This window comes from Janthinobacterium sp. BJB401 (genome assembly GCF_013372745.1).
GTDB classification, from domain to species: Bacteria; Pseudomonadota; Gammaproteobacteria; order Burkholderiales; family Burkholderiaceae_D; genus Janthinobacterium; species Janthinobacterium rivuli.
The window spans coordinates 1-15,788 of record NZ_JABXFH010000075.1 but is presented as its reverse complement, the minus strand read 5'-3'; the positions used below and the strand labels follow the sequence as shown (position 1 = coordinate 15,788).

The 15,788-nt window shown below is 60.2% G+C and carries 11 protein-coding genes; 2 read left to right on the top strand and 9 right to left on the bottom strand.

Annotation, left to right across the window (positions count from 1 at the left end; all coding sequences use genetic code 11):
• The first annotated feature begins 322 nt into the window (after nucleotides 1-322).
• Entirely contained in the window at nucleotides 323-2,311 is a 1,989-nt protein-coding gene (locus HWE17_RS27185; RefSeq protein WP_255206409.1) for a sigma-54-dependent Fis family transcriptional regulator, read from the top strand.
• Between the two features lies 1 nt (nucleotide 2,312).
• Here the strand turns inward: HWE17_RS27185 and HWE17_RS27180 are convergent, their stop codons facing one another.
• The 7 genes from HWE17_RS27180 to HWE17_RS27150 form a co-directional block, all read right to left on the bottom strand.
• On the bottom strand, nucleotides 2,313-3,323 hold the full coding sequence (locus HWE17_RS27180) for an FAD:protein FMN transferase (protein WP_176390927.1): 1,011 nt from the start codon (nucleotides 3,321-3,323) through the stop codon (nucleotides 2,313-2,315).
• Nucleotides 3,313-5,355, bottom strand: coding sequence for a 4Fe-4S binding protein (locus HWE17_RS27175; protein ID WP_369681780.1), 2,043 nt, complete (start codon nucleotides 5,353-5,355; stop codon nucleotides 3,313-3,315). The genes HWE17_RS27180 and HWE17_RS27175 overlap by 11 nt, the downstream gene beginning before the upstream one ends.
• Nucleotides 5,356-5,472: 117 nt before the next feature.
• On the bottom strand, nucleotides 5,473-6,633 hold the full coding sequence (locus HWE17_RS27170) for a porin (RefSeq protein WP_176390925.1): 1,161 nt from the start codon (nucleotides 6,631-6,633) through the stop codon (nucleotides 5,473-5,475).
• 287 nt (nucleotides 6,634-6,920) lie between these two features.
• Nucleotides 6,921-8,687, bottom strand: a complete 1,767-nt coding sequence (locus HWE17_RS27165) for a PQQ-dependent methanol/ethanol family dehydrogenase (protein WP_255206407.1) — start codon at nucleotides 8,685-8,687, stop codon at nucleotides 6,921-6,923.
• A 30-nt stretch (nucleotides 8,688-8,717) separates the two neighbouring features.
• A complete protein-coding gene (locus HWE17_RS27160) occupies nucleotides 8,718-9,107 on the bottom strand; it encodes a DUF779 domain-containing protein (protein ID WP_176390924.1) in 390 nt (129 codons plus the stop codon).
• A gap of 55 nt (nucleotides 9,108-9,162) precedes the next feature.
• Nucleotides 9,163-10,683, bottom strand: a complete 1,521-nt coding sequence (gene adh / locus HWE17_RS27155; protein WP_128140519.1) for an aldehyde dehydrogenase — start codon at nucleotides 10,681-10,683, stop codon at nucleotides 9,163-9,165.
• Nucleotides 10,684-10,934: 251 nt separating this feature from the next.
• Nucleotides 10,935-11,891, bottom strand: coding sequence for a beta-propeller fold lactonase family protein (locus tag HWE17_RS27150; RefSeq protein WP_176390923.1), 957 nt, complete (start codon nucleotides 11,889-11,891; stop codon nucleotides 10,935-10,937).
• Between the two features lie 204 nt (nucleotides 11,892-12,095).
• Between HWE17_RS27150 and HWE17_RS27145 the strand changes: the two genes are divergently transcribed.
• Nucleotides 12,096-14,249 (top strand): TonB-dependent receptor, encoded by a 2,154-nt coding sequence (locus HWE17_RS27145; RefSeq protein ID WP_176390922.1) that lies wholly within the window; start codon nucleotides 12,096-12,098, stop codon nucleotides 14,247-14,249.
• A gap of 54 nt (nucleotides 14,250-14,303) precedes the next feature.
• Here HWE17_RS27145 and HWE17_RS27140 read toward each other — a convergent pair whose 3' ends face one another.
• Both HWE17_RS27140 and pedF read right to left on the bottom strand, forming a co-directional pair.
• Nucleotides 14,304-15,137, bottom strand: coding sequence for an ABC transporter substrate-binding protein (locus HWE17_RS27140; RefSeq protein WP_255206406.1), 834 nt, complete (start codon nucleotides 15,135-15,137; stop codon nucleotides 14,304-14,306).
• A gap of 15 nt (nucleotides 15,138-15,152) precedes the next feature.
• Nucleotides 15,153-15,638 (bottom strand): cytochrome c-550 PedF, encoded by a 486-nt coding sequence (gene pedF / locus HWE17_RS27135; RefSeq protein ID WP_035824926.1) that lies wholly within the window; start codon nucleotides 15,636-15,638, stop codon nucleotides 15,153-15,155.
• Nucleotides 15,639-15,788 lie beyond the last annotated feature (150 nt).

Here is a 15,788-nt window from a genome sequence, read left to right as displayed (position 1 = left end):
GCAGCATTTCGTCAACCTTCTTTTTTCACCCTGCTTTACTCTGCATTTGCATGCGTCGTTCAGCGAGGGGGCGAATTATAGCCCTGCTCCGCACGCCCTGCAAGCGCTATTTTTCCGTCCTGCGAAACGGCCCTGGCACCACACTTGCTTATACAGCCCTATGCACTGTCCACTGAAAGGAGCAACTCTGGGCCTGGCAGCAACACTGGGGATAGCCCGGTTCGCTTTGCTTTGCTCCCATCTGTGACAGGTGCTACATTATGGAACACTCTCGATATTCAAAAGAGCGCCCGGTACAGGGCCCAACGGAGGCAACGAGATCATGTATCAACCGTCAGCTACTTACCGTAGCGCACCGTTTTCGTCCATCGCGGACGCGAACATTTTGCCGGCAGGACAGGACAACGTCCCCGTCATCATTGAAACTTCCCATCAGCGCTCCGTCGCCTTTGGCCTGTCGCCCACGGCCACGCCCGACTTTACGCCGGCCGGCAAATCCGACCTGTCCTTGCTGATCGAGCAAAACCGCTTGCTGCACACGCACGCGCTGCCCGCCATGGAAACCCTGTACCAGCAAATCGTCAACACCCACAATATGGTGATCTTGACGGATGCCAACGGCGTCATCGTGCATTCACTGGGTGACGATGATTTTCTGGAAAAAGCCAACCGGGTCGCTTTGCAACCGGGCGTGGCATGGTCGGAACAAAGCCGCGGCACGAATGCCATCGGCACGGCCATCACGGAAAAAGTACCGACCTTGGTCCATGCGGATCAGCATTACCTGGCCGCCAATCATTTCCTCACGTGCTCCGCCGCACCGATCACCGACCACCGGGGCAACGTCATCGGCGTGCTGGACGTATCGAGCGACCAGCGTAGTTTCCACAAGCATACGATGGCCCTCGTGCGCATGTCGGCGCTGATGATCGAGAACCAGCTGTTTTCCGCCACCTTCGAAGATGCCATCACCGTGCACTTCCACGCGCGCCCCGAATTCATCGGCACATTGATGGAAGGCATCGCCTCGTTCACGCCGGGCGGACGGTTTTTATCCGCCAACAAGAATGGCCTGTTTCAGCTGGGCCTGTCATTTGCCGCGCTGCAATCACACACCTTCAGTTCCCTGTTTGGCTTGCCCGTATCCGCCCTGTACGACCATTACCGCACGACCTCGCCCGGTTTGCTGAACCTGTGCATGCACAGCGGCGTGCGCGTGTATGGACGTGCGCAGTTGCGCCTGTCCAATAGCGTCTTCCAGCACGGCTTTGCTGCCAGCATCGATCAGAGCGATATCAACGCCGCATCGGCACAGGTTCCCGCGCCGGCCAGCCATGCGGCAAACGCGGCGCGCCGCCTGTCCGGCCTGCGCTATCTGCGCACGGGCGACCCGCAACTGGAACTGGTGATCGAAAAGGTCAACAAGGTATTGGGACGCGACATCCCCATCCTCGTCATGGGCGAAACGGGCACGGGCAAGGAATTGCTGGCGCAAGCCATCCACAACGATTCGCCACGGGCCATGGGGCCGTTCATTGCCGTCAATTGCGCATCGATTCCGGAAACCCTGATCGAATCCGAACTGTTCGGCTATGAGGACGGGGCGTTTACGGGTGCGCGCAAGAAAGGCGCCACCGGCAAGATCCTGCAAGCCAATGGCGGCACCCTGTTCCTCGATGAAATCGGCGACATGCCGTTTGGCTTGCAGGCGCGGCTGTTGCGCGTGTTGCAGGAACGCATGGTTACGCCGCTGGGCAGCAGCAAATCGATCACCGTCAATGTGGAACTCATTTGTGCCACGAATCACAACTTGCGCGAACGCATGGCCAAGGGCCTGTTCCGCGAAGATTTGTATTACCGCCTGAATGGCCTGGTAGTAAAACTGCCGCCGCTGCGCGAGCGCACGGACCTGGACACGGTCGTAAAAAAAATCCTCGCCACGGAAGCACCCGACACGCGCTACACGGTGGCGCCGGATATTCTGCGCATGTTCCACCAGCATAAATGGCCGGGCAACTTCCGCCAGTTGACGAACCTGTTGCGCACGGCCATCGTCATGGCGGGTGACGAACATGAAATCTGTCTGCGCCACATGCCCGATGATTTCCTCGACGATATTGAAATGACGCAAGCGACTGCCGCCAGCGCCAGCACGGACCGTATGATCGCGGCCGGCGCCAATCTGGAAGAAATGGAACAAAGCGTCATTCTCAAATCGCTCGATGCCCACGGTGGCAATGTCTCGGCCACGGCGCGGGCCCTGGGCGTGTCCCGCAACACGATCTATCGCAAGGTGCCGCATCTGAAATAGCCTACATTAGAAGGGAAAAGCCGGGCGACATCTCACGCCGGCCCTGCTTGTCGATGGTCATCAGGTCAACGCCTTCCATTTGCGCGGCCATCGCATGCGCGCGCGCCGCGCCCGTCACCATGAAGGTCGTCGACAAGCCATCGGCCAGCAAGCCCGTGGGCGCCAGCACGGTCACGCTGGCCAGTTCGCGCGGAGAATCGCCCTTCGATGGATCGAAAATGTGGTGATGTACGAAGTCGGGCGTGAACGTACACTCGTAATCGCCCGACGTGGCCACGCTGCGCCCTTCCACTTTCAAGGTGGCCGCGAGTATTTCTGCGTCACGCGGATCCTGGATACCCAGGGTCCACGGGCGGCGTACGGAACGCTGTCCGCGCGCAACGAATTCGCCCGTGTCCAGCAAGGCGTGCCGTATGCCGCGCGCCTGCACGGCGGCCAGCGCCATGTCCGCCGCATAACCTTGCGCCAGGCCATTCAAGGTCAGCGCCATGCCAGGCCGAAGGAAACGCACTTCCCGGCTATCCCACGCCAGTTGCCGCCAGCCTACCCGCGCCTGCGCTGCGCGCCGCAATGTGTCCGTCGGCAAGCTTGCCTGGTCTGCCGCCGCGCGAAACAGCTGCCATAAAGGCTGCACGGTGATATCAAACGCCCCATCGCTCCATTGCGACAAGGCTTGCGCCTGCGACAGCACGGCCAGCAGATGCGCGTCCGGCCGGGCCAGGCGGCCATCGCGGTTCAGCTGAAAGACTTGGCTGGCCGGGCTGTAAATACTCATCAAGCGGTCGATATTCCTGGCCGCATGCAAGGCGTCTTCAACGGCCAGTTCCGCCTGGCGCTGATCGTGGTGCAACACGGTGATGGCGATCGTGGTGCCAAACGCCAACGCGGCGCCTTGATAAGGCCGCACGCCGGATGCCGTGGCCGTGCCGCGCGCCATGCTGCCAGGCAAAATAACGCCCGCCATGCCGGCCACGCTGCCGATCGCTGCGGAAATAAACGTTCTACGCTGCATCGCTGCTCTCCTCTGCCGTGGCCCGGACGATGGGAATGGTGCGGGCACGCTTGATTTCCAGCATCAAGGGTGCGCATTTTTCATCGCTGGCGTAAATCACCACGCAATCCATGCACTGGAAACACTCACCGTAATCGATTTTCCCACTGGGCGCGATGGCGTGATGTTCGCAACGGTGGCGGCAAGTCTGGCACGGTGTGCCGCATTCCTTGCGCCGCGGAATCCAGTTGAACAGGCGAAAGCGCCCCAGCAGCGCCAGCGCAGCGCCAAATGGGCACAGATAGCAGCAAAAGAATTTATAGGAAACACTGCTGAGCAGCAACAAGCCCACGGCATACGCGACGAACGGCCAGGCACGCACGAAGTTCAGGGTAATGGCCGTCTTGAATGGCTCCAGCTCGACCAGCTTGTCGGTGAACTGGCTGGGAAATAGGCTGCTGCCAAGTATGGCCGCCAGCAAGCCATACTTGATCCATTTCAAGCGCCCGTCCAGGTGCGGCTTGATCTTCCACTGCGGCAAGCGCAGCAACTGGCCCAGCTTGCCAGTGAATTCCTGCAGCGCGCCAAACGGACACAGCCAGCCGCAAAACGTGCCGCGCCCCCAGATAAACAGACTGAGCAGCACGAAGGCCCACAGGATCACCGTCATCGGATCGAACAGGATGAAGCCCAGGGTGCGCCCCGCCAGCAGCGCCTGGATGACACCCGTGATATTGACAATCGATAACTGCCCCTGCGCGTAATAGCCGATAAAGCCGATGGTAAACAACAGGAACAGCCGGCGGAACCAGGCAAATTGGCGACCAGCGCGCACCAGGCGTTTCTGCCATGCTAATGCGCCGGCCAGCAGCGCCAGCCCGGCGAGCAAGAGCAGCAACTCAGCCTTGCGGCTCTTCCACGTGCCACGCCACGTGGCATCGTCGCCTTGCGGCGCCATATAAAAATCAGCGGGCAAACGGTAGCTGAAATCGACGTTGCGCGCGATGCGTTCCGGATACACGATGCCCTTGCTGCGCGTGATCGGTAGCGTGAACGCCAGCGGACTGGCCGCATCGAGCCCCGCCTGGCTGATGATGCGAAACACGGCGACATTTTCCGTCGGCAACGTAGCCGTATCGGACAAGCTCAATTCCAGGTCCAGGTCGCGCATGTCGATGGGCAAGCCATCCTGCTTCAGCAACAAGCGATCCGGCACGGTGCCGCGCACGAAATCGTCGCCCAGCACGCTGTAGCGCCCGCGCGACATGACAAGGATGGCGTGGTCGCCCTCGTCGAGCCGGTTGCGCAATTTGTTCCAGCTGCGCTCCGTCAACAGATTGCGCCCAACGCTGGGCACGGATACATACGCCAGGTACAGGTCGATGAACACGCCGTCCGGTTCGCGCGTGGCTTCCACATCGAGCCACGCGCCGGGACTGCCGGCAAACAAAGTCTCCACCTCCTTGTTGCTCAAACGCACATGCTGGATCAAGCCCTGTACGAGCATTTGCATCACGCTGCGTTTTTCGAATACTTCCATGCGAATGCGGGCGATCTGGTCCGGGTCGCGGCCTTGCGCGAAACCCAGTTTTTTGCGCGACACTTTCAATGCCGACGCGAGCACACTTTGGTTGATGATGCGCACGGAGGCCGTGGCCTTCGACACGCCATCGATATCGGCATGGGTCGCATCTGGCGCGCGTTTGGTTCTTGCATCGATGGCGATATTCTGTTTCAGCGACAAGCCCTGGTACTGTTTGACGAATTGAAACAGCGGCGCTTCACCTAGGCCATCGAGAAACACGGGTTCGTGCTGGGACAGCACGGCGACGTCGAGAAAACTGCCTTTCGGATCGATGGCGATCAGCAGATTGACGGGCACGCCGGAAAAGCCGGGAATCGGCGCCAGGTCCACCGATTCGAAAACGTAGCCGGCCAGTTCCGTGGCCGTGGCGTTTTGCCGTAACAAGGGCCAGACGGGCAAATCGGCCTCCTTGTCGCCGACGACGATGGGCGCAGGAAAGCGCCGCGCCAGTTCGGCTTTGGTCAGCACGCCTGCCCACGCCTGTCCCAGAATGAACAGGAATAGCCAGCAAGCTATGAACAAGCGCATTATCCGCATGCATGGTGCTCCGTGCGGCGCCCTGTCGCAAGGCGCCGCATTTATTGGTTAGAAGAAAATAATGCCGCCCAGGGACACGCCATTCATCTTTGCCTCGCCGCCCGTAAAGCCTTTCGAGCGCGTCTGGCCCAGCTCGCCCACCAGGGTGATCGCGCTGTTGAGCGAGTAATACGCGCCCAGGGTCAGGTTGGCGTTCGACTTCAAGCCGCCCGTGCCGGCCGTGTTGTCGTCGTTCTTGCTGATGCCGTAGGACAAGCCCAGCTTCAGCTTGTCCGTCGTTTTATACGTGCCTTGCAGCAACCAGTTCTTGGACTTGGTATCGCCCTGGTCCGCATCGGACAAGATGCCGAGCCCTTTGCCGCCCTGGAAGTTGAGCAGCACGCCAGCTGGGCCCATCTGGTACGAGCCGCCCACTTCCACGCCGCGCATGGTCAAGTCATCGACACCCGGCGTTTTCGAGGTGAATTTTTGCGACTTCACGCCCAGCCAGGCTTTCAAGCCTTCTTGCGCATACGTCAGCTGCGCCTGCACTTGCGGACTCGACTTCGAGGAATAGGTCGAACCTGCCACGATGGGCGTATCGGAGACGGGGCTGACCAGCGCCACGTCGACGCCAACGCCGCCCGACTTCGGCGAGCTGTACATGATCTGGCCATAGTTGCCCAGATAGGTATAGCCGGCGCCGATATGGCCCAGGGTCACCCGGCCCCGCTGCGTCGCCTGCACCGGTGCGCCCGAGCCCAATAAGGTCATGTCGGACAAAATCGCATTTGCGCCGAAGATGCCATAGTCGCGGCCCAGCTTGAAGGTGCCCATGTGCTCATTGCCAAACGTAAAGAAGGCCTGGCGCACGTCGACCACGCTGTTCTGGCTGATGGCGCTGTCCGTGGCCGTCGAGTTGTAGATGCCGATCAAGGCTTTCACGTCGTACTCGCCCAGCCGCGATGAAGCCGAGGTGATCAAGCCGTTCGGCAGCAAGCCATTGCCGATGGTGGTGCGGTCCTTCTCGCCGCCACAACCGAGCGCCTGGCCGCCCAGCGCCAGTCCGCCCACCGCATCGCCCGAACACGACACTTGCGTGTAGTAGGCGTTGACGATGCCGCCCACCGACACGGTCCAGTCGCCAGTCTTGATATCGACGGCTTGCGCCTGTCCCACCGCTGCGATTGTCATGACACCGAGGCTCCCCAGCTTGATCCATGTGTTCATTGCTTCTCCTCTTTCTTCTCTGTTTTTAGTGTGCACACCAGTGATTGATGTACCTCAAGCTTTGGCAATAAGCGTGCCCAGCACGGCCCAGAGGGAGAAAGAGAAAAAGTGTATTTAAGGTGTGCAGCAGCGGATCAATCGCCACTGACAGTGTTCATTTTTTGACCGCAAGCAGGCGTATCGGGCATCCAGGTAAACAAAAAACTGACGGCCTGGGCCGTCAGCAAAAAGAAAACACCCGGCGGACAGGGAGACACCCATCCGAGTGGCCCGGATGCTTCACCCCGTTACTTCGATGCCAGCTTGAAAACCCACACGGAACCGCCCTGCTCCAGGAAGTTGACTTTCTTCGCCACTTCGCCGCCCCACAACGGCACCGCGCCACCCCAGCCGGAAACGACGGCTACATATTGCGTGTCGCCATCCTGCCAGGTGACGGGCGGCGCCACGACGCCGGAGCCCGTCTGGAATTTCCACAGCTCCTTGCCCGTCTTCGCATCGACGGCTTTCAGGAAACCTTCCGGCGTGCCGTAGAACACCAGGTTGCCGGCCGTGCTCATCACGCCGCCCCAGAGCGGCGCGTTGTTCTTGATTTCCCACACGATCTTGCCCGTCTTCGGATCGACGGCGCGCATGGCGCCGATGTAGTCGTCAAACAAGGGCTTGATGGTGAAACCGGCACCGAGGAAAGCGCCGCCCTTCTTGTAGCTGATCGGCTCGTTCCAGATGTCCATGCCCCATTCGTTCGCCGGCACATAGAACAGCTTGGTTTGCGGCGAGTACGCCATCGGCATCTGGTTTTTGGCGCCGAGGAAAGCGGGTGCGGCAAACACGGTCGTGCCCTTCTTGCCCTCCTCTCCCTTGGTCGGGTCGCCAGGACGGCCGGCGGCGATGTAGTTTGGCCGGCCCGTCTTCAGGTCGATGCTGCTGGCCCAGGTGATTTTCTTCACAAACGGAAAGGCGTTCTGCAGCTTGCCCGTGTTGGCGTCGATCACATAAAAGAAACCGTTGCGGTCGGCCTTGCCGCCGTAGCGCTTGCCATCCATGTCGAAGGTGACGAATTCGTTGGCGCCGTCGAAATCCCAGGCATCGTTCGGCGTGTTTTGATACGCCCACTTGATCTGCCCCGTTTTCACGTCGAGCGCCACGGTGGAGGACGAGTACAGGTTGTCGCCGGGACGCAAGTGGCTGTTCCAAGGCGCCGGGTTGCCGGTGCCAAAATACGCGAGCTTGGTTTGCGGATCGTAGGTGCCGCCCATCCACGTCGAGGCGCCGCCCGTTTTCCACAAGTCGCCCGGCCAGGTCTTGTTCACCGTTCCCGAAATGCCGTTATCGATCGCTTTGCCATCCTTGTCGTAGCGGTGGCCCATATGGCCCTCTACCGTCGGCCGGCTCCACACGAGGTCGCCCGTCATCGGGTTGCGCGCTTCGACCCGGCCGACGATGCCGAATTCGCCGCCCGACACGCCCGTCAGCAGCAAGCCTTCGGCGATCAGCGGCGCGGCCGTCATCGAGTAGCCAGCCGCATAGTCGTCGACTTTTTCCTTCCAGACGATCTTGCCCGTGTTCTGGTCCAGCGCCACCAGGTAGGCGTCGAGCGTGCCGAAAATCACCAGGTTGCCGTACAGGGCGGCACCGCGGTTGACCACGTCGCAGCAGGGCATGATGCCGTCCGGCAAGCGATGCTCATACTTCCACAGCTTGGCGCCCGTTTTCAAGTCGACGGCAAAGATACGCGAATACGAGGCCGTGACGAACATCTTGCCATTATGAATCAGCGGCTGCGATTCCTGGCCACGCTGTTTTTCGCCGCCAAACGAGAACGACCAGGCCGGCACCAGCTTGGCCACGGTCTTGTCATTGATTTGCGTCAACGGCGAATAACGCTGGCCCTGCGTGCCCATGCCAAACGACAGCACGCTGGCCGGATTCTTCGCCGTGCTGTCGAGCATGGCATTCGTGACATTGCCCACGTCGGCCGCCTGGACCAATGAGGCCAAGGATGCCAATCCCAAACCGACGACGATCCCCATGATTTTTTTCTGCACAATCATCTCCCTCTGTTTTATTAGTATGTGTATGTATCAAGTCTTGCGGTGCTCATGCGGCTGGGCATGCAACAGCGCGCACTCTTCATCGGTGAACAGGCGCGAGCGCGTCAAAAAGCGCTTGCCCGTGCCGTTGTCGAGTGAAAACATGCCGCCATTGCCATCGACCACATCGATAATCAACTGGGTATGCTCCCAGTACTCGAATTGCTCGAGTCCCATGTAAAACGGTGTGTCATTCAAATTGCCGAGATAGATATCGGTATCGCTGACATCGAACTCGCCCAGCGCATAGCACATGGGCGCGCTGCCGTCGCAGCAACCGCCCGACTGGAAAAACATCAGCGGGCCGTGACGCTGGCGCAACTTGTCCATCATTTCCAGCGCCGCATCGGTGGCGACCACCCGGGCAATTGCTGCACTCATGGCATCCCTTTCTGCGCGCCGCGCCTGGATTGACAGGCGCGGCGCGTGTACAGGTTTAGAAGAAGCCCAGCGCTTTCGGGCTATAGCTCACCAGCAAGTTCTTCGTTTGCTGGTAGTGATCGAGCATCATCTTGTGGTTTTCGCGGCCGATACCCGATTGCTTGTAACCACCGAACGCGGCGTGGGCCGGATACAGGTGGTAGCAATTGGTCCACACGCGGCCCGCCTGGATGGCGCGTCCCATACGGAAGGCGCGCGAACCGTCACGCGTCCACAGGCCGGCACCGAGGCCGTACAAGGTGTCGTTGGCAATCGCCAGCGCATCGGCCTCATCCTTGAAGGTGGTCACGGACACGACGGGCCCGAAGATTTCTTCCTGGAAGATACGCATCTTGTTATTGCCCTTGAACACGGTCGGACGCACGTAGTAGCCGCCTTCCAGGTCGCCCGCCTGCGTATTGCGCTCGCCGCCGGCCAGCACTTCGGCGCCTTCCTGGCGGCCGATGTCGAGGTAGGACAGGATTTTTTCCAGCTGCTCCTGCGACGCCTGCGCACCGATCATGGTGGACGAGTCAAGCGGGTTGCCCTGCTTGATGGCCGCCACGCGCTTCAGGGCGCGTTCGATGAATTTCTCGTAGATCGATTCCTGGATCAGCACGCGCGATGGGCAGGTGCACACTTCGCCCTGGTTCAGCGCGAACATGGCAAAACCTTCCAGGCACTTGTCGAAATACTCGTCGTCCGCATCCATCACGTCTTCAAAGAAGATGTTCGGCGACTTGCCGCCCAGCTCCAGGGTGACGGGAATCAGGTTTTGCGCGGCGTAGCCCATGATCAAACGGCCCGTGCCCGTTTCGCCCGTAAAGGCGATCTTGGCGATGCGCTTGCTCGACGCCAGCGGCTTGCCCGCTTCCAGGCCGAAACCGTTGATGATGTTCAACACGCCCGGCGGCAGCAGGTCGCCGATCAGCTCGATCAACACCATGATGGACGCTGGCGTCTGCTCGGCCGGCTTAAGTACCACGCAATTGCCGGCGGCCAGGGCTGGCGCCAGTTTCCACACGGCCATCAGAATCGGGAAATTCCACGGAATGATCTGACCCACGACACCGAGCGGCTCGTGGTAGTGGTAGGCATAGGTTTCCGCATCGATTTGCGCGACAGAACCTTCCTGCGCGCGGATGCAGCCGGCAAAATAACGGAAATGGTCGATGGCCAGCGGAATGTCGGCATTCATCGTTTCGCGGATCGGCTTGCCGTTGTCAATGGTTTCCGCCGTGGCGATCAGGCTCAGGTTCTGCTCGATGCGGTCGGCGATGCGGTTCAGGATATTGGCGCGCTCGGCAGGCGAGGTCTTGCCCCAGGCATCCTTGGCGGCATGCGCGGCGTCCAGCGCCAGTTCGACGTCTTCCGCCGTGGAGCGGGCGATTTCGCAAAACGGCAAGCCGGTGATCGGCGTGATGTTAGGAAAGTATTCACCTTTTACTGGGGCAACAAATTTGCCGCCGATGTAATTGTCATAGCGTTGTTTGAAGGGATTGGCTACGCCCAGTTTGCTGATGTCTGCGAGATTCATGTCGTCCTCTATCGGGTTAATTAGAATGGAATTACTTAATTAAAATTAAACGTCCTGGTACAGATGGGGTGAGTACACGGAGTCTTCCGCAAATGCCGTGCCAGCTCGCCATCCCACTACAAACTTAGCCGGTTTTACTCTTGTTGCAAGGGCGCGGCATCAATACCGGCGCGCTTTTCAGCGCATGCCCGGGCTTGAGCCGCTGCACAATGGAACAGGTGTACCAGACTGGAACACCTGCGCCTGTGCCACTAGCGAATCACCACGCCCCATGGCAATTCGCCCACGGCAATATCGGCCACCTTCTGCGCGCTGGCCGTGTCGATGACGGAAACGCTGTTCGAGCGGCCATTGGCCACGTACAGCTTGGCGCCATCGGGCGTGATGGCCATATTCCACGGGCGCTTGCCGACGGGAATGGTGGCCGTGACCTGATGACTGGCCGTGTCGATCACCATCACCGTGCCATCGATACCGTTCGAGACATACACCTGCTTGCCGCCGGGATGGACCACGATGCCGTTGGCATTCTTGCCCGCAGGAATGGTGGCGATGGCCTTGCGCGCGGCCATGTCGATGACGTAGACGGCATTGACCAGTTCGCACGCCACGTAGGCACGGCCCGAGTCCGGACTGAAGCCGATGCCGCGCGGGCGCAGTCCCACGGCAATGGACGCCACCTGGCGGCGTTGTGCCACATCAATGACGTCGACTTGCTCGGCCTCTTCCGCACTGACCAGCAGCCAGCGCCCATCGGGGCTGAAAACGGCATGTTCCGGGTTACGTCCGTGCACCTTGATATCGGCAAGCAAGCTGCCTGTATGCCCGTCGAGCAAGGCCACACTATTGTTTTCCTCGACGGCCACGGCCACATGACTACCATCTTGCGAGGCGCTGACACCTTCCGGCGACTTGCCCAGCGCCACCGTGCGCACGGGCGCGCCGCCAGCGTTATCGATCAGCAGCAAGGCGCTGCTGGCCGCGTCCGTGACAAACAATTGCCGCCCGCTGGGGTCGGCGGCAATGCCGCGCGGACGCTTGCCTGCGGCGATCTGGCGCACGACCTGGTCGGTCGCCGTATCGATCACGCTCAGGGTGCCCGATTTTTCATTGGGGACATAAGCAAAGGGAGCGGCCTGGACGGCGGTGCTGGCGAGCGCCGGCAACAGCCAGAAAACTTGGCGCAAGCGCAGGAAGAAGTTGGGCATAATCACCTTTCGATGGCAAAACACAGGAAAAGCGCGCGGCATCGGCGCATCTGAACATTGCTGCATGCAAACGCCGTGCCACTGACACGCGTATAATTTCAGCCCACCAATGGAGACATGGCAGGCATATTGCTTGATACAACTATGCAGACCTGCGCCGCGCACGCGACCAAAGCAGGCTTTTATTCACATTGGAGAATCCGCATGCAGCATCGTTTCCGCCTGAACACCATCGCCAGCCTGTTTGTCGCCGGCAGCGCCACCCTCGCCCCCCACGTCTTTGCCGCCGAGGCAGCTGACCTGGCCAACGGGCAACTGATGGATACGGTGGTCGTCAGCGGCAGCCGCATCGCCCACCCCAGCCAGGAAGTGCCGGCCTCGATCGACGTGGTCGACAGCGCCCGCATCCAGGATGGCCAAATCCGCGTCAACGCGTCGGAAGCGCTGGCCGCCGTGCCAGGGCTGGTTGTGCAAAACCGCCAGAACTTCGCGCAAGACTTGCAGATCTCGTCGCGCGGCTTCGGCGCCCGCTCGGCCTTCGGCGTGCGCGGCGTCAAGCTGATCAGCGATGGCATTCCCGCCAGCATGCCCGATGGCCAGGGCCAGGCCGCCACGTTCAACCTCGATACGGCCGAGCGCATCGAAGTGCTGCGCGGACCGTTTTCTGCCATCTACGGCAACCATTCGGGCGGCGTGATCCAGCTGTTTTCCAAAGATGGACAAAATCCCCCGTCCGTCGAATTGAATGTGGTGGGCGGCAGCTACGGCACCAACAAGGTGGACTTGACGGCGCAAGGCCAGGCAGGCGGCATCGGCTACGTGCTCGACGGCTCGCGCTTCCGCACCGATGGTTTCCGCGACCACAGCGCCGCCACGCGCGAACAGGCGTTCGGCAAGATCACCGTCAAGCCGACGGCGGACAGCAAGCTGACCATCGTCGCCAACAGCCTGCATCAGGGCAACACACAAGATCCGCTGGGCGCCACCTGGGCCACGTTTGCCCGCGACCCGCGCGCCGGAGAAACCGATGCGAGCGACACGCAGAACCCGAAGCTCACCCTGGCCGAGCGCTACAACACGCGCAAGAGTATCGACCACCAGCAAATCGGCGCCACCTATGAACAGTCGTTCGGCGACGACCGCCTGCATGTAATGGTGTATGGCGGCAACCGCGACGTGATCCAATATCAGGCCTTCTCCAAGTTCCTACAAAATCAAACTATTAATGGAGTACTCACACATTCAGGCGGCGTGGTCGACTTCCAGCGTGAGTTCTACGGCATCGACACCAACTGGCTGCACGTGAACCAGTTGGCAGGCGGCAAGCTGAGCACGACCATCGGCATCGATTACGGCCGCTCCAGCGACGACCGCACGGGCTATGAAAATTACATCGGCAACACGTTTGGCGTAAAAGGCAAGCTGCGCCGCGACGAGCAGAATGTCGTTTCCAGCCTCGATCCCTATATCCAGGCGGAATGGCAAAGCGGCCCATGGCTGCTCAGTGCAGGTTTGCGCTACAGCAAGATGAAAGTGGCGGTCGACGACCACTATCTCAGCAATGGCAACGACAGCGGCAGCCTGGAGTTCAGCCACACGACACCGGTGCTGGGTCTGCTGTATAAACTGACGCCGAACGTCAACGTCTACGCCAGCGCCGCGCGCGGTTTTGAGGCACCTACCTTGAATGAACTGTTTTACTCGGGCACCGGTGGCGGCTTCAATTACCAGTTGAAACCAGCCACCAGCACCAACCTGGAAGCGGGCATCAAGGCCAGAATCGCCAACAACACCCACGTAAACGCGGCCGTGTTCCAGATCAAGACCAACGACGAGCTGGTGGTCGACAAGTCCAGCGGCGGGCGCACCAGCTATCGCAATGCAGGTAAAACCTTGCGTCAGGGTATGGAAGTGTCGCTGGACTCGAACTTGCCATATGGCTTCACGACAAAAGTGGCACTGACCAGCCTGCACGCCGTGTATGACCAGGCGTTTGGCAGCGTGCGCGAAGGCAGCCGCTTGCCGGGCGTGCCCAGCGCCAATCTGTTCGCGGAACTGGCCTGGAAAGACACACTTGACCGTTTTGGCGCGGCGCTGGAAAGCGTGGCCAGCAACCAGGTCTACGCGGAAGACAGCAACATCGAAAAACCGGCGCCCGGCTATACGGTGTTCAATGCGCGCTTCAACGCCAAACAAAACGTGGGGAATTGGCGCTTCAAGGAATTTGCCCGCCTGAACAATCTTTTCGACAAGACCTACGTGGGCTCCGTCATCGTCGGCGACAGTAACAAACGCTACTATGAAGCGGCGCCGGGACGCAACTGGTTGTTAGGTGTCAGCGCGCAGTACAGTTTCTAAAACAAAAAGCCCGTACATCTTCCGATGTGCGGGCTTCACATACAGCATGGACTGTTACGGCCGCGCTTCCTTCACGCCATACTTTTCAAAGATGGTTTTCAATTCGCCGCTGGCCGCCATCTCGTTCATGGCTGCCTGCAGCAACCTGGCCACGTCGAGTTGTTGCTTGCTGACGGCCAGGCCCACGGCCCAGCCCGCGCGCGGCAGGCGGGCGAACGCCACTTCGCTCAGGGGGAAAGCGGGATCGCTTTTCAGCACCGATTCGATTTCCGAACGATTGGCCAGCACGGCGTCGAGCTTGCCCGCCTGCAATTGTTGCAAGGCTTCGGCGGCCGTATCGAAAATGCGCACATCGTCGCGGTACTTGCCATTATCTTCGCCCAGCATCAGCATGGCGGCGATCGATACCTTTTCCACACCGATGCGCTTGCCAGCCAGCGTAGCGACGCCATCGAATTGCGGCACCGCTTGCGCACTGCGCGCCAGGCGCACGGTTTCCACGTAATACGGCGCGAAGATCTCGACCTTGTCGTTATCCGCCATCAACTTCTTGTCGACGGGCACATGCAACATCACATCGGCGGGACCATAACCGAGGTAATGCCCCTTCCACACCATATTGCGCAAGTCATCGTTCAGGTTTTCGCCGGCGGGAAATGGCAGCAAGCTCAGTTTCAAGCCCAACTTTTTCGCCAGCGCTTCGGCGATGTCGATATCGATGCCCGCCCCCTTGTCGGAAAATGGCGCGAACTCGTTGTACACAGCCACTTTCAGGCTGCCCGACTGCTGCACTTTCTGCCAGTCGGCACGCGCCGGCGCGGCTGCGCACAGCGCCAGACAAGCGAGCGAGATCATCGCGCGCGCGCTGCGGAATTGAAATGAACGCATGGGACTCCTTCGTGATCAGTTCGATTCTCTACGGGTTTCCAGATAGGTCTTGATGGCCCACATGGCTTCCTGGTTGAATACGCCTTCGAACGGCGGCATGTACACGGCGCCATTGCGCACTTTACCGTGGCGGATGGTGGTCAGGTAGTAATTGTCCGTCTCCTTGTAGCAAGCCTGTTTCTTTGTCTCATTCTTGATACCAAAACAATCGCGGTCCAACTGGCGCAAATCCGGTGCGATGCCGCCCGAAATGGCTTCGATGCCGTGGCAGCGAGCGCAATTCTGGTTGTAGGCCGAGGTGCCTACAGTCAAGGCCAGCTTGTTGCCACGATACGGGTTTTGTTCGAGCCACTTGTCGCCCACCTTGGGCAAGCCGGTGGTGTCGACGCCTTGCGGCGTGACATTGCCGTGCGCATAGGCATGCGGCAAGGTCAGCAGGGAAGTGAGGGCAACGGCGCCGGCGGCGGCAACGCCGAGCAGGGTACGAATGGAATAGGTCATGCTGGTCTCCTTGGTTTTTTAGTCAATACCCAAGAAGAGCAAATGCCATGCCATGCACTTATGCCCCACATCCGGCCGCCCATGTATCAATTTGGAACAGCTGCAACACGTATTTGTGTCACCGCGCGCGTAAGCAGACAGCGCCAGACA

Coding starts and splice junctions, on each gene's coding strand:
- HWE17_RS27185 (WP_255206409.1), top strand. CDS start 323: ATGTATCAACCGTCAGCTACTTACCGTAGCGCACCGTTTTCGTCCATC.
- HWE17_RS27180 (WP_176390927.1), bottom strand. CDS start 3,323: ATGCAGCGTAGAACGTTTATTTCCGCAGCGATCGGCAGCGTGGCCGGC.
- HWE17_RS27170 (WP_176390925.1), bottom strand. CDS start 6,633: ATGAACACATGGATCAAGCTGGGGAGCCTCGGTGTCATGACAATCGCA.
- HWE17_RS27165 (WP_255206407.1), bottom strand. CDS start 8,687: ATGATTGTGCAGAAAAAAATCATGGGGATCGTCGTCGGTTTGGGATTG.
- HWE17_RS27160 (WP_176390924.1), bottom strand. CDS start 9,107: ATGAGTGCAGCAATTGCCCGGGTGGTCGCCACCGATGCGGCGCTGGAA.
- adh (WP_128140519.1), bottom strand. CDS start 10,683: ATGAATCTCGCAGACATCAGCAAACTGGGCGTAGCCAATCCCTTCAAA.
- HWE17_RS27150 (WP_176390923.1), bottom strand. CDS start 11,891: ATGCCCAACTTCTTCCTGCGCTTGCGCCAAGTTTTCTGGCTGTTGCCG.
- HWE17_RS27145 (WP_176390922.1), top strand. CDS start 12,096: ATGCAGCATCGTTTCCGCCTGAACACCATCGCCAGCCTGTTTGTCGCC.
- HWE17_RS27140 (WP_255206406.1), bottom strand. CDS start 15,137: ATGCGTTCATTTCAATTCCGCAGCGCGCGCGCGATGATCTCGCTCGCT.
- pedF (WP_035824926.1), bottom strand. CDS start 15,638: ATGACCTATTCCATTCGTACCCTGCTCGGCGTTGCCGCCGCCGGCGCC.